Consider the following 20677-nt stretch of genomic DNA (forward strand, 5'->3'; position numbering starts at 1 on the left):
ATGTAGATGAATAGGAGGTTGTTTGTTCTTTTGGTTATTCTGATGAGCCTTTCATTGATTGGGATAATCTTTGTTCAGGGTTATTGGATCAAGAAATCCGTAGAAGATAAAGAGGAACAGTTTTCGAACAGTGTTTCAGATGTATTGGACAAGGTTGCCGATAATATCACTCGAAGGGAACGCAACGACTATTTCGATAGGTATGTAAATATCAAGGACAGTGTAGGGGATTTAAAGAGTTCACATTTTAAGAATTTCTTTTTTGTTGACCAAGATATTAGTTCCGATGAGATACACTATTATTCCCACGGTATTTTAGAGGAGGAATATAATATAGCTTCAACGTTCTTTGACAATGGTATGGGTGATGACACTACGACCATAAAAAATTATACCAGTAGACGCTTAAAGGCTACTTTTAAGGAAGATATGGGTCTTGATGGCCATCAAAGTAGATTTACTCCAATTGAGAAAATCGAGAAAATCGGTGGGTTGACTTCTATGGAGATTTCTGCCTTTGAGGATATGTTCGGCGAATTTGCCAAGCGTGTACCGATACATAATCGGGTATCGAAACAGGAGATTGAATTGTTGTTGGAGCGTGAGTTGAACAATAGAAACATAAATACCGATTATGAATACGGTATAGCCAGTAAGGGATTGCCGACTTCCGTAAAATCTCGGAAATTCAGTTTTAGGAATCCTTCACCTTATAAAACTTTGATATTCAAAGACTCTGAGGGTAATTCCAATTATGCTTTGTTGATCAATTTCCCTAAAAAGAAACGTTTTTTGATTCGTTCTATTTTGGGTATGGCGGCTTTATCACTTTTGTTCACCCTCGTGATCATCGTTGCCTATTCCAGTGCTATTTATCAACTTATAAGGCAAAAACAGATTTCGGAGATAAAATCCGATTTCATCAATAATATGACCCACGAGTTCAAGACTCCGATTGCGACCATAAATTTGGCAGTAGAGGCAATCAAGAACCCACAGGTTATCGATGATAAGGAAAAAGTAATGCGTTACCTCCAGATGATTCGGGATGAGAATAAAAGAATGCATGCGCAGGTTGAGAACGTACTGCGAATATCGAAATTGGAAAAAAACCAATTGGATATTAGTAAGGATAGGGTAGATGTGCATGATATAATACAAGATGCCATAGCCCATGTTGAACTTATCGTTGCAGACAGGGGAGGTTATATAGAAACGCATTTAAAAGCGAATAGGACGGAAGTCTTAGCGAATGAAATGCATTTTACGAATGTTATAGTGAATATCCTGGACAACGCCATTAAATATTCCCCAATGGCACCAAAAATTGATATTTACACTGAAGTGGTCAAGAGCAATATCGTTATCCAGGTAAAGGATCAGGGTGCAGGAATGAGCAAGGCTGTACTGAAAAAAGTTTTTGAAAAGTTCTACAGGGAACATACGGGGGATATACACAATGTTAAAGGGCATGGTTTGGGCCTAGCCTATGTAAAAAGAATAATAGAAGATCACCAAGGTGAGGTTTATGCAGAAAGCGAAAAAGATAAAGGAAGCTCTTTCTATATTAAACTACCATTAATTTAATGAATTATGGAAACAGTAAACAAGAAAATACTTTTAGTGGAGGATGATCCCAATTTTGGGATCGTATTGAAGGACTATCTGTCAATGAACAATTTTGATGTTACATTGGCCAAGAATGGAATGGAGGGTTTTGAAAAGTTTAAAAAAGACAATTATGATGTCTGCATCTTGGATGTTATGATGCCATATAAAGACGGCTTTACCTTAGCACGTGAGATTCGGGAAAAGAATGAAAACGTGCCTATCATATTCCTTACCGCTAAAACAATGAAGGAAGATGTTCTAAAGGGATATAAGGCAGGAGCTGATGATTACCTGAACAAACCTTTTGATTCGGAAGTGCTTTTGATGAAGCTTAAAGCGATAATTCAAAGAAAAGCATCAAGTACATTGGCAGACAGCAAGAAATTTGAATTCCAGATCGGTGGTTTCCATTTGAATTCCAAATTGAGGTTCTTGAAGTATAAAGATGAAGAGGCGATTAAACTTTCCCCTAAGGAAAATGAATTATTACGTCTTTTGGCATTGCATGAAAATGATTTGATGCCAAGGGAATTGGCTTTGACAAAAATATGGAGGGATGATAATTACTTTACTTCAAGAAGTATGGATGTTTATATCGCTAAATTGCGTAAATACCTTAAGCGCGATGATACCGTCGAAATATTGAACATTCATGGAGAAGGTTTCAGGTTGGTCATTAAGACCGAATCGGAATAAGAGACCATAAACAGATAAATAGTAAATGACCCTGACGATTTCGTCGGGGTTTTTTTATGTTATCTTTTTTAGGATTTCGGTTACGATCCTATCAGGACTATGGGTAATGGAAACCGTAATAGCGTCTTTTGGTTCTTCCAATGTTTCAAATTGTGACTTCAAAAGTTCAATAGGCATATAGTGTCCTTTTCGTTTTTGTAATCTAGCATGTATCTCAGAAAATGAACCTTGTAAATAAACAAAGGCCATTTCTTTTTTCAATTGTTTGCGCAGGAGTGATCTATAGCTTTCCTTTAGGGCTGAGCATGCGATAACTGCACCTTTTTCTTTATGTTCAATTGCTAGTTCATTAAGGGCTTCTAACCAACCTTTACGATCATCGTCATTCAAAGCTAAGCCGCTTTTCATTTTTTTGACGTTCGCTTCAGGGTGGTAATCATCACCATCAAAAAAAGGGATTCCAAGTTTTTCGGCCAATAATAATCCGATGGTAGATTTACCACAACCTGAAACACCCATAACTACATAAATTCCCTTCCTATCCATTCTTTATAGCAGTTATTTGTCCATCAATTTTTTTTGTTATGAGGCTTATATCATCAAGATAATCGAACCAAATGATATCTTCGTTTTTTCTGTACCAGGTCAGTTGTCTTTTTGCGAAGCGTCGCGTATTCTTTTTTATTTCCGAAATGGCAAAATCCAATGTCCATGTACCGTCGAAATAATTAAATAGTTCTTTGTAACCCACTGTTTGCAGTGCGTTCAGTTCTTTATGGGGGTATACTTTCTTAGCTTCTTCTATAAGTCCGTTAGCGATCATTAGATCGACCCTTTGGTTGATCCTATCATAAATGATTTCCCTATCGGCTTTTATGCCAATGGTAATGGTGTGGAAAGGTCTTACGATATCCTTCTTTTTCAAATAGGAAGAATAAGGCTTATTGGTTGCCAAACAAATTTCCAAGGCCCTGATCAATCGTTGTGGATTATCTAGGTCAACGGTGTTATAGTAGGTTTCATCCAAAAGCTTTAGTTGTCGTTGTAACTCGCCAATTCCTTGCTCCTCCAAGGTTTTGTTCAGTTTTTCCCGATAACTTGAAGGTACTGTGGGAAAATCATCCAATCCTTTGGTTACGGCATCGACATATAGTCCGCTACCACCTACTAAAATCACTTTATCATGTGTATTGTATAAATTTCGTAAAAGCACCATGGCTTCTTTCTCAAAATCCCCGACACTATAGCGGTCAAAAATACTTTTGTGTTGAATACAATGATGTTTGGCTGCTAACAGTTCTTCTTGGCTGGGCACTGCAGTCCCAATTTCCATTTCTTTATAAAATTGCCGGGAATCGGCCGAAATGATCTCTGTTTTATAAAAATTGGCAAGTTCAATGCCTAAACGGGTTTTGCCAATTGCAGTAGGGCCGACTACCGTGATGAGAATTTTTGAGTCCACTATTCTTCGGTTAATTTAAAACCACATTTACGACAATAGTCTGCATCGGAACGATGTATTTCTGCACCACAGTTAGGACAAGAACGACCTTCAACATTATCTTTTTGGTCTTTGATAGTGGTTGCATATTCCGCAGAGACAATTCCGGTAGGTACGGCAATAACGCCGTAACCAATGATCATGATTAAGGTGGCAATGAATTGGCCTAAAGGGGTTTGGGGTGAAATATCGCCATATCCAACCGTGGTCAATGTTACAATAGTCCAGTAAATGCTGTGGGGAATACTATTGAATCCGTGTGTAGGACCTTCGACCAAATACATTATGGTGCCCAATAGGACCGAAACCACTAATACGAAAAAGACAAATACGAAGATTTTGGTTTTACTTGCTTTTAACGATCTAATCAAGTTATTGGATTCCCCGACAAACCTTACCAATTTAAGTATCCGGAATACCCGTAGTAATCGAAGGGCCCTAAAGGCAGTAAGATATTGTGATTGTATAAAGAAGAAAGTAAGGTATTTAGGAATGGTGGAAAGTAGATCAACAATGCCAAAAAAACTAAAAATATATTTTCGGGGCTTTTTTATACAAACCAGTCTTAGGATATATTCAATGGAAAAAAGAATGGTAACGACCCATTCCGAAATATTGAAGAATCTATGGTATTGATTGTCGAACCTTGGGACACTTTCGAGCATGACGATGATAATACTGTATAGAATGACAATCAATAGTATAATGTCGAATAACTTGCCAGCTGGTGTATGCGTACCATAAATGATTTCATGTAAGGTGGCACGCCAATCCCGGTTCTTTTTGTTGGTCTTCAAAACTTAATTATTAAAATCGATTATTTTCTTCACTCGTTTTTTTCTAAGATATGAATCAATGATGTGACTAGTTGTAATATCGCCCCTCATGGGTGTTATAATCGATTCCAAGATATGAATATTATTTATTTGATAGTTTAGGTCATAGTATCCCAGACCCATAAAAACCCCATTTTTTATAAATATAGCACTGTATTCACCTATTTCACGACCTTTGTCTACAATAAGAAGGGTTTTGTTTGAAATACTGTACTTGTTAATTGCTTCTTGTACTCTTTGATTATAGTCGAATGGCGATTCTTTTCCCATACAAGCCCCTAAGCATTGGTTATCCGATCCACATGGATTTTTATCCTCTAAACCGTTTATTTTTGGGCACAGCTGGAATTCTTCCGTTATTTTTTCTAAAAAATTCTTTGCAGAAAGAAAACTATTAAAAGTGGTTATATTGGATTTTCCCTTGGTTTGCTGGGCAATTACGAAGGTTTGGTAACCATCTTCATTAATACTTGGGTATAATGCCGTTAAACGCTTTTTTCGGGCTTTATGGTTAAACCTTGGTTTGTTCTTTAATAGTTCTTCATGTTCTTTCAATAGGGCTACCAGCTCACTACCTGTTTTTTCGAAAGTTATGGTTTTCGTTTCTTTTTGAAGCTGTCTTGCTTTTGAACCATTTTTGGTAAAGTGTTGGTTTACCCGTTTTTTGATATTGGTGCTTTTGCCTAAAAATAGGATGTCTCCCTTTTTGTCGTGCATATAATACAAACCGGTTTCTGACGGCATTTGCTCCACAATATCCAATTGGCGCTGTGAAAGTTCGCCATGGGTCTCTTCCCGAACTACTTCTTTGATTATGGTTTTGCCGGTATCTTTAGAAAGTAATAACTTAAAGAGTTTTAACGTGGCAAGGGCATCGCCATTGGCCCTATGGCGGTCACTCATGGGTATGCCCAAGGATCTAACCAATTTGCCCAGACTGTACGATTCAGCGTCTGGCAAAAGGTTTTTTGATAAATCTACGGTACACAAGGTTTTTCGCTCAAAATTATATCCCAATCGCCTGAATTCCGTTCTCAATATCCTATAGTCAAATTGGGCATTGTGGGCGACCAAGACCGTATCTTCGGTAATTTCAACGATTCGTTTGGCGACTTCATGGAATTTGGGAGCGGTTCGGAGCATTTTATTGTTAATGCCCGTTAAGTTGGCCACGAAAGGTTGTATTTCCCTTTCGGGATTTACAAGGCTTATGAATTTGTCTACAACTTTATGTCCGTCGAATTTATGGATTGCAATTTCCGTGATACCCTCTTCGTTGTATTTTCCTCCTGTTGTTTCTATGTCAAGTATCGTGTACATCAATCGCCTTCAAACTTTTTTCTATAACAGGGAATAGTCCCTTGCGCCAAAGATACTACTTCCTATGCGCACCATTGTACTACCTTCTTCTATGGCCAGCATGTAATCACCACTCATTCCCATTGATAATATAGAAATATCAGGTAATTTACCCTTTAAATTATCGTAAATGGCCTTTAAGTACTTAAATTCCTTTTTGATCTGTGATTTATCTGGAGTGTAGGTCGCCATCCCCATTAAGCCAACGATTTTTATGTGGGAAAGTTGTTTGTATTCTTCTGAGGCGACAAGAGCGTTTACTTCATTCTTATCCAAACCGAATTTTGTTTCCTCTTGGGCAATATGCACCTGCAAAAGACAACGAATGGTTCGATCGTGTTTTTCTGCTTGTTTGTTTATTTCCTGTAAAAGTTTAAAACTATCGACCCCATGAACCAATGAAACGAATTCTGCCATATACTTTACCTTGTTTCTTTGTACGTGGCCGATCATATGCCATTCTATATCTTTTGGTAAGGCTTCCCACTTTCGGGCCATTTCTTGGATTTTGTTTTCTCCGAATATACGTTGCCCGGCGGTATACGCTTCCAGAATACTTTCATCGGGTTTGGTCTTTGAAACTGCTACCAAGGTAACATCCTCTGGTAATGTTTGTTTTATGCTTTCAAGATTTGTTTTTATCGACATGATATTTTTTATTAAAACTCATAAATGGCCATGCCACTTCTTAGTTTAGGTTCAATATAAGTGCTTTTTGGGGGCATCACCAACCCTGCATCTGCGATAGATTTGATTTCATCAACTTTTAAGGGAACAAGACTGAAACCTACTTTGAAATTCCCGTGGTCTATTTCGTCTTTCATGCGAATTACATTGTGTTTGCCGTAACCATAATGTATTCGATTGTCACTTCGTAGATCTTTGATGCCTAAAATGGGGTCGAGTATGGTTTTGTATAGAATCTGGGTATCTAATTTACTAAGTTCATCAGTGAACCCATATACTTTTTTCCTTAGGAAGAGTGAGTAGAAATCCCCATCCAGATACATGCTGAAGTGATGTTTTTTAGTGGGTTTGTACAGGACGTTACCTTTCTTTTCAATTCTGAAAAGAGCATCTAATTTTATGAGGAATTCTTCTTTGGTCAATCCGTTCAGATCTTTTACCATTCGGTTGAATTCGTAGATACGTATCTCGGATTCCGGAATTAAGTAACACATAAAATAATTGTACGGTTCATTTCCGGTATGGGTAGGATTTTCCATTTGCGATATATTGGCCAAAACTTCGGAAGATGCACTTCTATGGTGGCCATCTGCGATGTAAAGCGATTCGGTTTTCGCAAATTCACGAACCAATCCCTTGATCGAATGCTCATTGGAAACCATCCACAAAGTATGTTTGATCTTGTCTGGGGTTGTAAAGAGGTATTCCGGTTCTTTTTGTTTTTCTAAATCTAATATTTCCTTTACATTAATATCATCTGCATAGGTCATTAATACAGGTTCTGCGTTGAAACCTACGGTTTTCAGGTACTTCGCAAATAATTGCTCACGTGAGCTTAATGTATCTTCGTGTTTTTTGATGATATCATTACGATAATCGCCTACACTCGCGGCACAGAAAAACCCACAACATTTGAATTTTCCTTTTTCAATCTGATAAATATAGAAACTGTCCTTACTGTCTTTCAAAAAGATATTGCCCTCAAGGAATTCCAAATATCGATTATGTACTAAATTGAAGCGCTTTTCACCAGTTACTTCTTTCGAAAATTTATAGCCGGGGTTTATAATATGTAAAAACGAGAATGGGTTATAATTTAAGGTCGCTTCCAATTCATCCTTTGAATATTCTTGATAAGATCTGGAAGTAACATAGGCTACTTTGTCCTTTGTAGGTCTTACTGCCTTAAAAGGTTTAATTATTGCCATTTGTTTTATTTGAATTGGTCGGAAACCTTTTCGGCCTTTTTTGATATGGTATAGTCATAAAACCCTTCCCCGGACTTAACCCCCAGTTTATTGGCCATAACCATATTCAACAATAAAGGACATGGTGCATATTTTGGGTTCTTGAATCCGTCGTACATAACATTAAGGATAGATAAGCAAACATCCAACCCAATAAAATCGGCCAATTGCAATGGACCCATAGGGTGGGCCATACCCAATTTCATTACAGTATCTATTTCCTCTACACCGGCAACACCATGATATAGGGTTTCAATGGCTTCATTGATCATCGGCATTAAAATCCTATTGGCTACGAACCCAGGATAATCATTGACCTCGGTAGGTGTTTTTCCCAGTTTTAAGGAAAGGTCCATTATCGCTTTTGTAGTTTCTTCCGAAGTATTATAACCTCTGATTATCTCTACAAGTTTCATGATCGGTACGGGATTCATAAAATGCATACCTATTACTTTGTCCGGTTTTCCCGTAACTGCAGCTATCTGCGTAATCGATATAGAAGATGTGTTCGTGGCCAAAATGGTATTTGGGCCAGAAATGGCATCCATTTCCTTGAAAAGGCTTAATTTGATTTCCAGTTTCTCCGTAGCGGCTTCCACTACCAAATCGGTATTTGGAATTCCCTTGGAAAGCTCTGTAAAGGTCGTTATGTTCGTAAGGGTCTTTGTCTTATCCGTTTCTTCTATTTTTCCCTTGGAAAGCATACGGTCTAAATTCTTCGTTATTGTCGCTATACCGCGGTCAAGGGATTCTTGGGAAATGTCTATTAAATTCACCTTATACCCACTTTGGGCAAAAACATGGGCAATTCCGTTGCCCATGGTACCTGCACCGATAACTGCTATATTTTTCATAACTGTTGTTTTTTTAGAACGACTGTATAATTTGTAAGGCTACCCGTAACGCCTGTGTACCTTGCTTAAGGGTTACGACCGGAGTCGTGTTTTGGGTTATGGCATCGGCAAATGTTTCCAATTCATCAAGAATGGCATTGTTGGCTTCAATTTCGGGATTTTCAAAATAAATCTGTTTTTTAACCCCTTCAGCATTCTGTAGGATCATGTCAAAATCACCAGGGGATTCCGGCGCGTCTTTCATTTTCACTACTTCGGCCTTTTTTTCCAAAAAGTCCACTGAGATATAGGCGTCCCGTTGAAAGAATCGCGATTTTCTCATGTTTTTCAGTGATATTCTGCTCGCCGTAAGATTGGCCACACAGCCATTTTCGAACTCGATTCGGGCATTGGCGATATCAGGTGAATTACTGATTACCGAAACTCCACTTGCATTGATTTGTTTCACCTCCGAATTTACTACACTCAGAATGGCATCAATATCATGGATCATTAAATCCAAAACAACCGGGACATCGGTGCCTCGTGGATTAAACTCTGCCAATCTATGGGCCTCAATGAACATTGGGCTTTGAATTTTATCTTTTACGGCTAAGAATGCAGGATTAAAACGTTCTACGTGCCCGACTTGGCCTTTGACCCCGTTTTTTTGCTCTAACTGCAATAATTCCTCAGCCTCTTCAAGAGTATTCGTTATCGGTTTTTCGATAAAGACATGTTTTCCTTTTTCCATGGCCTTTTTGGCACAATCGTAATGGGAAAGAGTAGGGGTAACTATGTCTATAACGTCAACGGCATCAATTAGCTCATTAATGTTTTCAATATAGGTGTATCCGAATTCAGCGGCCACTTTTTGGCCATTGATATCATCCGGATCGTAAAAACCGATTAAATCATATTTTGGGGATTCATTAAGTAGACGAAGGTGTATTTTTCCTAAATGTCCTGCCCCTAAAACTCCGACTTTAAGCATATTTTGTATTTTCTTCAAAAATAACGATAGTTTAGTAGTTAATTTGGTTTGCACTTCAAAAGTTTTGCATTGTACCGGCTATGATCTTTAATTCTTAAAGCAAACTTTGTTAACTTCGCTTTTTTAACCAAACCAATATTTTTACCCTTGAGAGATACGCTTAAACATCGTGGAATGCGGAATAAATTGGCAGATGTGTTGATTGCCAAAGGAATAGTTGATTCGAATGTTCTGGAAGCCATACGTAAAGTACCTCGTCATTTATTTATGGACAGCAGTTTTGAGGGGCATGCTTATCAGGACAAGGCATTTCCGATTGCTGCGGACCAGACTATTTCACAACCATATACCGTTGCTTTTCAATCTGAATTATTACAAGTTGAACCTGGACACAAAGTTTTGGAAATAGGTACGGGGAGTGGGTACCAGACTGCCGTTCTATTGCAATTAAAGGCAAAAGTATATACGATCGAGAGGCAATTGGAGCTCTTTAAAAAGACCAATCTATTTTTCAAGAAAATGGGCTATCGTCCCAAAAAGGTCATTTTCGGTGATGGTTACAAAGGTTTGCCCCAAGCGGCCCCTTTTGATAGCATAATAGTAACTGCAGGTGCACCTGAAGTACCGAAAGCACTATTATCTCAATTGAAGATAGGGGGTAGGCTCGTTATACCTGTGGGTGCCGATGAACAAATCATGACCTTGTTCATTAGAAATTCTGAAAAAGAATTTGAGAAAAAAGAACTCGGGGCCTTTCGATTTGTGCCCTTACTAGAGGATAAGAATTAAGATTGAACCGGACTTGGTTTATTGTTTTATCTATTAAAACTTTTTTTAATGCGGTCAAGATCCCTTTTGTTGTCGCGGTCTTTAATGTTTTCCCGCTTGTCGTAAAGTTTTTTACCCTTGGCAAGGGCAATGTTCATTTTGGCCAATCCACGATCGTTCAAAAATAGGTTTAAGGGTATGATGGTGAGTCCGCTAGAAGAAACTTCCTTTTCCAATTTTTTTAACTCACGTTTGTTCAGTAGCAATTTACGTTCTGCTTTGGGTTTATGGTTAAAATGGGATGCGTGGGAGTATTCATCAATTTGCATGTTAATGATAAAGAGCTCGCCTCGGTCATTGAATTCACAAAAACTTTCACCAATCGAAGCCTTACTTTGGCGAATGGATTTTATTTCGGTCCCGGATAAAACAATACCTGCGGTATACTTGTCCAAGATCTCATATTCAAACCTGGCCTTTTTGTTCTTAATGTTTACGTTGTTCTGCATAACGGTACAAAAGTAGCAACAATAATTCTATCCGCAATTTCATTAAAATGGATTTATATTCAATATTTGTAATGTTCTTGATCTATTTTCGAACCTATTGGCATGGAAAAAACAAAAAGAATTTTAGTGGTTGTAATTTTGGCGGTATTTTTTTCGTGTAAAGAAAAGACCCCTGCCCGGTTAACCGCCCAGCAAATCGTGGATAAAAGTATTGATACTTGTGGTGGGGATAAGTACAGGACAAGCAATGTTTCTTTCAAATTTAGGGGGAAAGAATATATAAAGGAAAATGTTGAGGGGCAAAAAGTATTAAAGCGACTATTTAAGAACGATTCCATTAATATTTTGGATAGTAAAGGCCCTAAGGGGTTTAAACGCTATATTAACGGTGATTTGGTCAATGTGCCGGATTCATTAAGCAACATCTATTCCAACTCCATCAATTCCGTACATTATTTTGCATACTTGCCTTATGGTTTGAATGATCCCGCGGTGAATAAGGAATTTCTTGGTGAAATGGCTATTAAAGGGAAGGATTACTACAAGGTGAAAGTGACTTTTGATCAGGAAAACGGAGGAGACGATTTTGACGATGTTTATATCTATTGGTTTAATAAAGAAACATTTAAACCGGAATATTTAGCCTACGAATTCCATGTGAATGGCGGTGGACTACGCTTTAGGGAAGCCTATAACGAAAGATACGTGAACGGGATTCGCTTTGTGGATTATAATAATTATAAATCCGTATCGGATTCCCAATCCATTTATGAGATAGATAGTTTCTTTAAAAAGGGTGAATTGGAGTTGCTATCCAAAATCGAATTAAAGGATGTAGTTGTTAGTCCGGGCAATTACAATTGAAGTTCAATCGCATGTCCGTTGCAATGCCACCAACGATTTCAACAATGAACAGGCTTCCGTTTTGGTCGTCATCAATTTGATAGTATTTATCCTGACCGATCATTTTGTTTACGAAATCGGGAGTTGAGTCGCTATGGCCGACGACCAGTACTTTCTTGTTTTTGTTTTCTTCCTTAAATTTATCCAAATCGATAATGGCCGGGTCATATATTTGAACGGTAAGGTTCTTTTTGACCGCTATGGGAGCTGCGGTCATTTGGGTTCTTTCATAATCCGTGGTGTACACGGCATCCAATTGCACCTCATCTAATATTTCAGCCCAATGCATGGCCCGTCCCAATCCTTCTTGTGTAAGTTCCGGGTCCATGTTTTCTGGGTCGGATCTATCTTTTTCAGCATGTCTGATGAAATAAAAAGTTGATACGGAATCATCGACCACCACAGGTACTTCTTCTTTACAACCCGTAAAACCGATGATGAAAACAAAAATAAGCAACGCTTTAAAAACCTTCATAATGAGTAATTCGTTAGTTTGGTACTTTTCATTTATTCTAACTAAAAATACCTTAAAATAGTATGTAAACCCCATGGTTTTTTGTTTTTTTGCATATGACAAAAATTAAACTGTCCTTACTTTTCATCATGATTGTGTGCGTGTTACGTGCACAGGACGATGGTTTGCCTGTAGATTTAAGGCAGCATAACCTTACCGATTCTAATTCGGATATATTCAACCCTGCGTTTTCGGTCAATTATGGCAATACACATTCCATTGGGTTATGGAGCCGTTGGCAATGGCAAACTGTCGATGCGGATCCAACTACCTTTTTTTTGAACTATACAGGTAAATTGAATAATTCTTCATCAATCGGGGCAGGTTTTTATCAGCATAATACGGACTTTTACCTACAGACGGGTGGAGTTTTGAATTACGCTTATCAGATTGCCCTGGGTGAGCGCTCTAGCCTTACTTTTGGAGCTAATCTATTTGGTTATCAGAAAGAATTCACCGGAAATACGTTTCAGGGAGATCCACAGATAGGTTTACCACTATTTGGTACCACGGATGATTTTATCCTTCAATTGGCCCCCGGTGTTCAATTTGAATATGACGGTCTTCGTGTAGGCCTTACCTCTGAAAATCTGTTCGACTATAACATGGAGGACAAGGAAGCAAATACCGCTAATGATGAAAAGATATATTTAGGTTCAGCATCCTATGATATTCCTGTTGCTATAGGGGCAATGGATAGTACTTCGGTCATTAGGCCCATGCTATATGTTAAATCCATTCCTGGTTTTGATACCCAAGTAGGGTTGAATGTACTTTTGTCTACCAGTAAGTTCTGGGCTCAGGCAGGTTATAACAGTTTTTATGGTATTGCCGTTGGAGGTGGTGCAAGGATAATGAACCGTCTTGCAATAGGGGCGGTAGTTGAATTCGGTACCGATTCCGATTTAAAAGGCAATGATCCATCTTTTGAATTGTTCACGGCCTTAGATTTTGGCAAGAATGAGCCTAAAAAGAAATTGAAGCCTTACGAAGAGCCAGAAGAAGGGAAAATGCCGGAGGAGATTGTACAGGACAACACCCCAACCGAAACATTAACCAAGGCCGAAGCATTGGCATTGAGAAAAGAAACCAAGGCAAGGGAGAGAGCTTTACGAAAAAGAAGGAAAGACTCGATTGCCATGGCAAAAAAGGAGTCGGCCATTGCGGCAGCTGAGATTCGAAGGGAATTGGATCGCAAAACAGACTCGATCAAAAGGGCTAAAAGACAACTTGCAACCACTTCTGAAGATTCGGAAGTTCAAAAAAGAAAAGACTCGTTAGCTACTGCGAGAGCAGAGCAGGAATTGGTCGAGGCAAAGAAAAAAACCGATTCTATCAATGCTGTTAAAGAAAAAGAAAGATTGTTACAGCTTGCCCAACAAGCTGAGGATGATAAGCCTAAAGCTGGTGAAAAATACGAAGAGGTCGTAAGTGAAGATGGCTTGGAACCCGGTTACTATTTAATAGCCAATGTCTTTGGTACTAAGCGGTATTTAGAAGCTTTTAAGGCCGATATGAACAAAAAAGGACTTCAGGCCAAATCGTTCTTAAGAAGTAAGAATAATTTGAATTACGTTTATTTAGGACGATATGAAACTATGAGTGAGGCCCGAGCTGCCCGGGATTCAGGATTAAATGGATCGTACACCGATAAAACATGGATATATCGTGTAAGGCCTAAATAAAAAATTATTTCTTGATTTCATTTTTAACCAATACCTCCAGATAGGCTACCGTATTCGCGAGATATTTACGATCCCTTGTGATGGTACTCATCGCAACGGCTCCCTGTAGCATGGTATAGAACTGTTTTGCAAATTGCAATGGGGTAACGGGTAAGTGCAGTTCGTTATTGTTTACACCATTTTCCAACACAAGGGCTATTTTACCCTCAATGGTTTTGATTGTTTCCTTTGATGCTGCTGCCAATGGTCTATTGTTGTTCTGGGCATCAACGCCCATATTCAATACAGGGCAACCTCCAAGTTCTGCGGTGAATACATCATATTGGCGATAAAATTTAGTCAAGGAGAACAATTTTTCCATGGAATTACCTTCAATATCCAATCGTTCGTCAATTGCAGTGAGCAATTTGTTTATACTGTATTCGTATACCGCAAGTGCTAGTGCCTCCTTGTTTTCAAAATTACCGTAAAGTGCACCTTTTGTTAATCCCGTGGCCTCGGTTAGGTCGCTCATGCTTGTACCTACATAGCCGTGCTTTATAAATAGAGGGGCAACGGTTTCAATAATAAATGCAGTGGTTCTTTCGGCTTTGGTAGTCATGATATCGCTATTTTATACGAAGATAAAAAAAACTATATACTGCATGGTATATATTATTCATAAAAAAAAGCCCTAACTTTTCTGTTAGGGCCTTTATAGTGTTAATAAAATGTTTATTGCACTAATTCGTTTTGATTTCTGAAGACCAGTTGGTCATCAAAAGAGTCGATCAATACAATACTATCGGCTTTGATACTGCCGCTTAGAAGTTCTTTGGACAAATTGTTCAGCACTTCTTTCTGGATAATCCTTTTTATGGGTCTTGCTCCATATTGTGGGTCATATCCTTTATTTGCAAGGTGTGTTATGGCTTCATTGGTAAAGTCAATTGTGATATTCTGTTTGTCGAGCATTTTTCTCAATTGTTCCAATTGAAGGGATACTATTTTTGTAATATCCTCCTTGTTCAAAGGTGTGAACATGATTATATCATCTATCCTGTTCAGAAATTCCGGGCGTATTGTTTTTCGCAATAAGCCAAGGACTTCAACCCGAGCTGCTTCTGAGGCACTATAAATGTCTTTATTGTTCTCGAATTTTTCTTGGATAATATGGCTACCCATATTACTTGTCATGATAATGATGGTGTTCTTAAAGTCAGCTATACGTCCTTTGTTATCTGTAAGTCTACCTTCATCCAAAACTTGTAAGAGTATATTAAAGGTGTCTGGATGTGCTTTTTCGATCTCATCTAACAATACGACGGAATATGGCCTTCTTCTTACGGCCTCGGTAAGCTGTCCGCCTTCATCATACCCTACATATCCTGGAGGTGCCCCTACCAATCTACTAACCGAGTGCCTTTCCTGATATTCACTCATATCTATTCGTGTCATTGCATTTTCGTCATCGAATAAATATGAAGCCAATGTTTTTGCAAGTTCTGTTTTACCAACCCCTGTGGTTCCCAAGAATAGGAATGAACCAATTGGTTTTTTGGCATCTTGGAGTCCGGCCCTACTTCTTCGTATGGCGTCTGAAACGGCCTGAATGGCTTCTTCCTGACCAACCACACGTTTATGTAAGACATCTTCAAGCTTCAATAATTTTTCACGCTCACTTTGCAACATTTTGGTTACGGGAATACCTGTCCATTTGGCTACGACCTCTGCAATATCCTCATAAGTAACCTCTTCCTTGATCAGGGTTTCCCCTTTTTGTTGTTCTGACATTTCTTGTTGAAGAACACTCAATTTCTCTTGGGCTTCCTTGATTTTACCATAGCGTAATTCGGCAACTTTGCCATAGTCCCCACTACGTTCGGCACGTTCGGCTTCCAATTTAAAATCTTCAATGTCATTTTTCACTTTTTGAATGGAGTCGACAACGGTTTTCTCACTTTCCCATTTGGCATAGATTTCGTTACGTTTTTCCTTTACGTTGGCGAGATCAATGTTCAAAACCTTCAATTTGGCCTGATCATCTTCACGCTTAATGGCTTCGATTTCAATTTCAAGCTGCATGATCTTTCTGTCCAAAACATCCAATTCCTCTGGTTTTGAATTGATTTCCATACGGAGTTTAGCAGCGGCTTCGTCCATTAGGTCAATTGCTTTATCGGGCAAAAACCTATTGGTGATGTAACGTTGTGAAAGTTCAACAGCTCCTATTACGGCTTCATCCTTGATTTGCACCTTGTGGTGTGCCTCATACTTTTCTTTGATACCCCTTAAGATGGAAATGGCACTTTCTGTATCGGGTTCATCGACCATTACTTTTTGGAACCTTCGCTCTAATGCTTTGTCTTTTTCGAAATACTTCTGATATTCATCCAATGTGGTTGCACCGATAGCCCTTAATTCACCTCTTGCCAAAGCAGGTTTAAGAATATTGGCCGCATCCATGGCCCCTTGACCGCCACCGGCACCTACCAGGGTGTGTATCTCGTCTATGAATAGAACAATATTTCCATCAGAAGATGTGACTTCTTTGATAACGGCTTTTAAACGTTCTTCAAATTCCCCTTTGTATTTTGCACCTGCGATCAATGCTCCCATATCCAAAGAATAAATGACTTTATCTTTCAGGTTGTCAGGAACATCACCTTGTATGATCCTATGTGCCAATCCTTCAGCGATTGCGGTCTTACCTACACCTGGTTCACCAACGAGCATTGGGTTGTTCTTTGTTCTTCTGGATAAAATCTGAAGAATTCGACGAATTTCCTCATCACGACCAATAACGGGATCCAATTTGCCACTATCGGCCATTTGATTTAGGTTACGTGCATATTTGTCAAGGGAATTATAGGTCTCCTCAGCACTTTGGGAGGTAACTTTACCGCCTTTTCTAAGCTCTTCAATCGCTTTTTTAAGGTCTTTTTCAGTTACCCCTTGATCTTTTAGAATCTGTGCTATTTTACTTTTTGATTTAAATATGGCCAAAAGGATATGTTCTATTGAAACATATTCATCTTCCATTTTCTTGGCTATGATACCGGCTTCATTCAAGCTTTTGCCTGCTTCCCTGGAAACCATTATTTCCCCACCAGAAACCTTAGGAAAACTTTCAAGTTCTTTTTCAAGTATTTGGTTAAGGAGACTGTTGTTTACATTCAGTTTCTTTAAAATAAAAGGAAGTACATTTTCATCTACTTGTGAAATTGCTTTGAAAATGTGCTCGTTCTCAATTTGTTGATGTCCCATTTCTTGGGCTATCTGCTGTGCAAGCTGAACGGATTCTTGCGACTTTATAGTAAAATTATTAAAGTTCATTAGTGTCGTGTTTTAAAGTTATAGATTACTTTTGATTCATGAATGTCAATAACCTTACCAAGGAAATTAAGCGGACAAAATGTCGCTAAAAGTCGAAAACAGCAAGACATTTCGACAGTTGTAAGGAATTGGACAACGTACGACTTAGAGATAAAAAACTATGGGATTATTTAAGGGTTTATTTGGTAAAAACGACGAAAAGGCTGAAAAAAAGGAAGTTAAGGTGCTTTGGAAACCTTTGGTTTCAGTGCATCAATTAGATGAGATCGTGGAAAAGTCGAAAACTAAGACCCAAGTAATCTTTAAACACTCAACAACCTGTGGTATCAGCAGAATGGTTTTGAATACCTTTAATGCCAATTTTGATATCCCGAAAGAAAAGTTGGATCTATATTATTTGGATCTTCATAGTTTTAGGGAGGTTTCAAATGAAACGGGTTATAGATTTCAGGTACAGCACCAATCTCCCCAACTTTTGGTCATACGCAATGGGGTAGTGGTGGCCCATGATTCACATGGGGGAATAAATTCTATTGATCTAGGAACATATGTATAAAAAAGCCCTGAAGGTTAATTCAGGGCTTGTTGTTTTTTAGTTGAATCGATGTGAGGTTATTACACCTTTTATTCTGTTTTTGAGGTCTTCACCGGCATCATAAACCATTTGTTCGTTTGAAGGAAAAGGAACTGCGGCAAGGTTCAATAAGGAAACCAATTCATTTTCCAAAGCCCTTTTATCACCATCATAATTGGCATAGACATGTTCGAAAACGAACTCACTGGTTAGGGGATAGGAATTCAGCTGTTGTTTTGTTTCCAAATCTTGATAGCTTATTTGCCCTGTAACCTGAGCGGTTTTGAATTGTGTAAACTGATAAAAATTACATTTAACAGTTTTGAACTTGTCCACTTTTATCTTGTTCCCTAAACTGTCCTTAACAACATTGCCTTCATTGTCCAAAAGGTATTTTTGACCATCTTTAATTTGTTTTTCCTTTATAATCTGTTTTTCATTTACTTGTTCCGGGGAAATGTTGATTTCCCTTAACTCTATTTGCATATCATAATCATAGTCGATGTTTGCAAGATGGTTGGTATGGTACTTTGTCCATTTGTCCTCCAATCCAAAAGTATTGAAATTCAGAAGTTCTTCTTCTAGCTTAACCGGTATGATCTTATCTGTATTATTGATCATTTCTACCTTTACATAATCTTGGCCTTTTTGATAGGCTTCTTCCATTTTAAATCTGATATCGCCATATCCGGGATTGATTTCGTTCAAGTATTCAAAATCATCATAGGCGTTTCTATAATCATATTTGTTGGTAGCATTTGTTAAAAGGTTGAGGGCGTTATCGTACAAATAAGATGAAAGCTCATTTTTGGTGGTAATGATCTTGTTGTCATAATTTGTTAATGAGAACTCGGCATTTCTGTTCTCATCGTTAACCCGTAAAGGTAATAGTGGTTTTATGGCTTCCTGAATTCGGTTAAGATTCTCGTATCCTTTATAAATTGTTTCGAGATTTGCAGGATTACCGTCTTTTCTAAGAAACGCAATGTGCTCCAATTCCCTTTCGGTGTTTTTTCGGAAGGCTTCTTCCAATAAAAGCACGTAAGATTGGTTGCTTTTTTTGTCCTTGTTTTCCGCTAACTTTTGAACGGCACTGTTTATGGCGTTCATATAGTTGCCCGTATTTATGGCCTGTTGGGTTTTTTTCACCCCACCACAAGACAACATAAAAAGTAAAATTCCGCTTAATAGTAAAAGTTTCTTCATGACATTTTAATTTACCGTTGTAATCATCAATTTCAACACTCGTGCCAAAACTGTGTTTGTTGATAACGTAAAACGATAAACTATCGTATTGCCTCGTTGAAAAACCTTTTTACTATTTATTTTTTATGGATTTTGGCTCAAAAACAGGTAACAGTTTTGTGGAAACTTCCCCAAAGCCTAATCGTTGACCATTTTTATCACAAAATCCCCTCATAACCACCGTGTCATTGTCTTGGATGAACTTTCGCTCACTACCGTCGTTCAATGTAACGGGCTTGGTGCCTTGCCAAGCAAGTTCTAGCATAGAACCATAAGATTCGGGAGTAGGGCCTGAGATTGTTCCGCTACCCATCATATCACCACTATTCACAATACATCCGTTTACGGTATGGTGCGCCAATTGTTGGGCCATTGACCAGTATAAATATTTGAAATTGGAGTTGGAAACCGTTGTTGCCACCCCTTCCGGTGTTACGATGTCGACTTCTAATTTTATATCAAAACTATGTTCCCCTTCAAGTGATAAATAAGGAAAGGGTTTCGGGTCTTGTTTTGGGCCTTTGCACCTAAAAGGCTCCAAAGCGTCCAGGGTTACGATCCATGGCGAAATCGATGAAGCAAAACTCTTTGCCAAAAAAGGGCCTAACGGAACATATTCCCATTTCTGAATATCACGGGCACTCCAGTCGTTGAACAAAACCATTCCAAAAATATGCTCTTCAGCCTTTTCAATAGGAATTGGTTCTCCAAATTTATTCGCATCTGTGGTTATAAAGGCCATTTCCAATTCAAAATCAATTAATTTGGATGGGCCGAAGATAGGTGTTTCCGAGCCTTTCGGAAAAGTTTGCCCCATAGGTCTGTGTACTGGGATTCCACTTGGGATTATGGTAGAACTTCTTCCATGATAACCTACGGGAATGTGCAGCCAATTGGGCATTAAAGCATTCTCAGGGTCGCGAAACATGGTACCCACGTTCGTAGCATGTTCTTTGCTGGAGTAAAAATCGGTATAATCACCTATCTGAACCGGCAATTGCATTTCAATTTCATCCAAAGAGAATAGGATGATACTTTTATGGTCCTCGTTATTTTTCAAAGTTTCATTCTCGATATCGAAAACCTCACTTATGCGGTTACGCACCAATCTCCATGTTTTTTGTCCGTCAGAAATAAAGTCGTTCAATGTATCTTGAAGGAAAATATCATCGGTAAGCGGAATACCATCAAAATACCCCAATTGGTGCATGGCTCCTAAATCAATAGCCGTATCACCTATTCGGGTACCTATTGTAATAATATCGTCACGTGTCAAAAACACCCCGAAAGGTATGTTATGAATGGGAAAGTCAGTTTTTTCCGGAGTAGGTATCCAGGTTTTTCTATTCGGATTATTTGCTAGTATGGGCATATGTATATTGTTAATTTATGTTTGATAA

At 38.4% G+C, this 20677-nt stretch carries 20 protein-coding genes; 6 read left to right on the forward strand and 14 right to left on the reverse strand.

The features are described from left to right. The first annotated feature begins 6 nt into the window (after positions 1-6). Complete coding sequence (locus R3X28_RS07020) at positions 7-1587, forward strand: HAMP domain-containing sensor histidine kinase (RefSeq protein ID WP_317663582.1); 1581 nt, start codon at positions 7-9, stop codon at positions 1585-1587. Positions 1588-1593: 6 nt separating this feature from the next. Further along, positions 1594-2307, forward strand: coding sequence for a response regulator transcription factor (locus R3X28_RS07025; RefSeq protein WP_154369402.1), 714 nt, complete (start codon positions 1594-1596; stop codon positions 2305-2307). 54 nt (positions 2308-2361) lie between these two features. Here the strand turns inward: R3X28_RS07025 and R3X28_RS07030 are convergent, their stop codons facing one another. From R3X28_RS07030 to R3X28_RS07065, 8 genes are read right to left on the reverse strand one after another with little or no spacing between them, the layout of a single operon-like run. Next, entirely contained in the window at positions 2362-2853 is a 492-nt protein-coding gene (locus R3X28_RS07030; protein ID WP_317663584.1) for a gluconokinase, read from the reverse strand. After that, positions 2846-3769 (reverse strand): tRNA (adenosine(37)-N6)-dimethylallyltransferase MiaA, encoded by a 924-nt coding sequence (gene miaA / locus R3X28_RS07035; RefSeq protein ID WP_282055082.1) that lies wholly within the window; start codon positions 3767-3769, stop codon positions 2846-2848. Before miaA ends, R3X28_RS07030 begins: the two co-directional genes overlap by 8 nt. Further along, on the reverse strand, positions 3769-4605 hold the full coding sequence (locus R3X28_RS07040) for an ion transporter (RefSeq protein WP_154369398.1): 837 nt from the start codon (positions 4603-4605) through the stop codon (positions 3769-3771). Before R3X28_RS07040 ends, miaA begins: the two co-directional genes overlap by 1 nt. Positions 4606-4608: 3 nt before the next feature. Continuing rightward, positions 4609-5964 (reverse strand): exonuclease domain-containing protein, encoded by a 1356-nt coding sequence (locus R3X28_RS07045; RefSeq protein ID WP_317663588.1) that lies wholly within the window; start codon positions 5962-5964, stop codon positions 4609-4611. 21 nt (positions 5965-5985) lie between these two features. Then, the gene (locus R3X28_RS07050; RefSeq protein WP_317663590.1) at positions 5986-6651 is read right to left on the reverse strand and encodes a YggS family pyridoxal phosphate-dependent enzyme; all 666 of its coding nucleotides are present in this window, start codon (positions 6649-6651) and stop codon (positions 5986-5988) included. A gap of 11 nt (positions 6652-6662) precedes the next feature. Beyond that, positions 6663-7898: a DUF1015 domain-containing protein gene (locus tag R3X28_RS07055; protein ID WP_317663591.1), complete on the reverse strand. Its 1236-nt coding sequence runs from the start codon at positions 7896-7898 to the stop codon at positions 6663-6665. A 5-nt stretch (positions 7899-7903) separates the two neighbouring features. Beyond that, positions 7904-8791: a 3-hydroxybutyryl-CoA dehydrogenase gene (locus tag R3X28_RS07060; protein ID WP_317663593.1), complete on the reverse strand. Its 888-nt coding sequence runs from the start codon at positions 8789-8791 to the stop codon at positions 7904-7906. Between the two features lie 13 nt (positions 8792-8804). After that, positions 8805-9764 (reverse strand): Gfo/Idh/MocA family protein, encoded by a 960-nt coding sequence (locus R3X28_RS07065; RefSeq protein ID WP_154370057.1) that lies wholly within the window; start codon positions 9762-9764, stop codon positions 8805-8807. Between the two features lie 147 nt (positions 9765-9911). Here R3X28_RS07065 and R3X28_RS07070 point away from each other — a divergent pair, with 147 nt between their 5' ends. Next, the gene (locus R3X28_RS07070) at positions 9912-10553 is read left to right on the forward strand and encodes a protein-L-isoaspartate(D-aspartate) O-methyltransferase (RefSeq protein ID WP_154369388.1); all 642 of its coding nucleotides are present in this window, start codon (positions 9912-9914) and stop codon (positions 10551-10553) included. A 26-nt stretch (positions 10554-10579) separates the two neighbouring features. Here R3X28_RS07070 and smpB read toward each other — a convergent pair whose 3' ends face one another. Beyond that, positions 10580-11041, reverse strand: coding sequence for an SsrA-binding protein SmpB (smpB, locus tag R3X28_RS07075; RefSeq protein ID WP_282055075.1), 462 nt, complete (start codon positions 11039-11041; stop codon positions 10580-10582). Positions 11042-11143: 102 nt separating this feature from the next. Here smpB and R3X28_RS07080 point away from each other — a divergent pair, with 102 nt between their 5' ends. Further along, the gene (locus R3X28_RS07080) at positions 11144-11905 is read left to right on the forward strand and encodes a DUF6503 family protein (RefSeq protein WP_317663597.1); all 762 of its coding nucleotides are present in this window, start codon (positions 11144-11146) and stop codon (positions 11903-11905) included. Here the strand turns inward: R3X28_RS07080 and R3X28_RS07085 are convergent. Further along, on the reverse strand, positions 11883-12419 hold the full coding sequence (locus R3X28_RS07085; protein ID WP_317663599.1) for a SixA phosphatase family protein: 537 nt from the start codon (positions 12417-12419) through the stop codon (positions 11883-11885). The two genes, R3X28_RS07080 and R3X28_RS07085, sit on opposite strands and share 23 nt — an antisense overlap. Positions 12420-12514: 95 nt before the next feature. On the opposite strand from R3X28_RS07085, the gene R3X28_RS07090 reads away from it, so the two are divergent. Then, positions 12515-14143: a PorP/SprF family type IX secretion system membrane protein gene (locus R3X28_RS07090; protein WP_317663601.1), complete on the forward strand. Its 1629-nt coding sequence runs from the start codon at positions 12515-12517 to the stop codon at positions 14141-14143. 4 nt (positions 14144-14147) lie between these two features. On the opposite strand, the gene R3X28_RS07095 is transcribed toward R3X28_RS07090, so the two are convergent. Together R3X28_RS07095 and clpB are read right to left on the reverse strand one after the other, a co-directional pair. Further along, positions 14148-14744: a TetR/AcrR family transcriptional regulator gene (locus tag R3X28_RS07095; protein ID WP_317663603.1), complete on the reverse strand. Its 597-nt coding sequence runs from the start codon at positions 14742-14744 to the stop codon at positions 14148-14150. A gap of 113 nt (positions 14745-14857) precedes the next feature. Further along, the gene (gene clpB / locus R3X28_RS07100; protein WP_154369376.1) at positions 14858-17458 is read right to left on the reverse strand and encodes an ATP-dependent chaperone ClpB; all 2601 of its coding nucleotides are present in this window, start codon (positions 17456-17458) and stop codon (positions 14858-14860) included. A 160-nt stretch (positions 17459-17618) separates the two neighbouring features. On the opposite strand from clpB, the gene ytxJ reads away from it, so the two are divergent. Then, positions 17619-18014, forward strand: coding sequence for a bacillithiol system redox-active protein YtxJ (gene ytxJ / locus R3X28_RS07105; RefSeq protein WP_317663606.1), 396 nt, complete (start codon positions 17619-17621; stop codon positions 18012-18014). Between the two features lie 36 nt (positions 18015-18050). Here ytxJ and R3X28_RS07110 read toward each other — a convergent pair whose 3' ends face one another. Beyond that, entirely contained in the window at positions 18051-19238 is a 1188-nt protein-coding gene (locus tag R3X28_RS07110; RefSeq protein ID WP_317663608.1) for a hypothetical protein, read from the reverse strand. A 112-nt stretch (positions 19239-19350) separates the two neighbouring features. After that, positions 19351-20649 (reverse strand): fumarylacetoacetase, encoded by a 1299-nt coding sequence (fahA, locus tag R3X28_RS07115; RefSeq protein WP_317663610.1) that lies wholly within the window; start codon positions 20647-20649, stop codon positions 19351-19353. Positions 20650-20677 lie beyond the last annotated feature (28 nt).

Source organism: Maribacter sp. TH_r10 (assembly GCF_033101095.1).
GTDB lineage: Bacteria > Bacteroidota > Bacteroidia > Flavobacteriales > Flavobacteriaceae > Maribacter_A > Maribacter_A luteus.

What these genes read in the sequence shown, in the direction of transcription:
- smpB (WP_282055075.1), bottom strand. Translation starts at nt 11,041, where the DNA reads ATGCAGAACAACGTAAACATTAAGAACAAAAAGGCCAGGTTTGAATAT.
- R3X28_RS07110 (WP_317663608.1), bottom strand. Translation starts at nt 19,238, where the DNA reads ATGAAGAAACTTTTACTATTAAGCGGAATTTTACTTTTTATGTTGTCT.
- ytxJ (WP_317663606.1), top strand. Translation starts at nt 17,619, where the DNA reads ATGGGATTATTTAAGGGTTTATTTGGTAAAAACGACGAAAAGGCTGAA.
- R3X28_RS07045 (WP_317663588.1), bottom strand. Translation starts at nt 5,964, where the DNA reads ATGTACACGATACTTGACATAGAAACAACAGGAGGAAAATACAACGAA.
- R3X28_RS07050 (WP_317663590.1), bottom strand. Translation starts at nt 6,651, where the DNA reads ATGTCGATAAAAACAAATCTTGAAAGCATAAAACAAACATTACCAGAG.
- R3X28_RS07065 (WP_154370057.1), bottom strand. Translation starts at nt 9,764, where the DNA reads ATGCTTAAAGTCGGAGTTTTAGGGGCAGGACATTTAGGAAAAATACAC.
- R3X28_RS07085 (WP_317663599.1), bottom strand. Translation starts at nt 12,419, where the DNA reads ATGAAGGTTTTTAAAGCGTTGCTTATTTTTGTTTTCATCATCGGTTTT.
- R3X28_RS07020 (WP_317663582.1), top strand. Translation starts at nt 7, where the DNA reads ATGAATAGGAGGTTGTTTGTTCTTTTGGTTATTCTGATGAGCCTTTCA.
- fahA (WP_317663610.1), bottom strand. Translation starts at nt 20,649, where the DNA reads ATGCCCATACTAGCAAATAATCCGAATAGAAAAACCTGGATACCTACT.
- R3X28_RS07060 (WP_317663593.1), bottom strand. Translation starts at nt 8,791, where the DNA reads ATGAAAAATATAGCAGTTATCGGTGCAGGTACCATGGGCAACGGAATT.
- clpB (WP_154369376.1), bottom strand. Translation starts at nt 17,458, where the DNA reads ATGAACTTTAATAATTTTACTATAAAGTCGCAAGAATCCGTTCAGCTT.
- R3X28_RS07095 (WP_317663603.1), bottom strand. Translation starts at nt 14,744, where the DNA reads ATGACTACCAAAGCCGAAAGAACCACTGCATTTATTATTGAAACCGTT.
- R3X28_RS07080 (WP_317663597.1), top strand. Translation starts at nt 11,144, where the DNA reads ATGGAAAAAACAAAAAGAATTTTAGTGGTTGTAATTTTGGCGGTATTT.
- R3X28_RS07090 (WP_317663601.1), top strand. Translation starts at nt 12,515, where the DNA reads ATGACAAAAATTAAACTGTCCTTACTTTTCATCATGATTGTGTGCGTG.
- R3X28_RS07025 (WP_154369402.1), top strand. Translation starts at nt 1,594, where the DNA reads ATGGAAACAGTAAACAAGAAAATACTTTTAGTGGAGGATGATCCCAAT.
- R3X28_RS07030 (WP_317663584.1), bottom strand. Translation starts at nt 2,853, where the DNA reads ATGGATAGGAAGGGAATTTATGTAGTTATGGGTGTTTCAGGTTGTGGT.
- R3X28_RS07055 (WP_317663591.1), bottom strand. Translation starts at nt 7,898, where the DNA reads ATGGCAATAATTAAACCTTTTAAGGCAGTAAGACCTACAAAGGACAAA.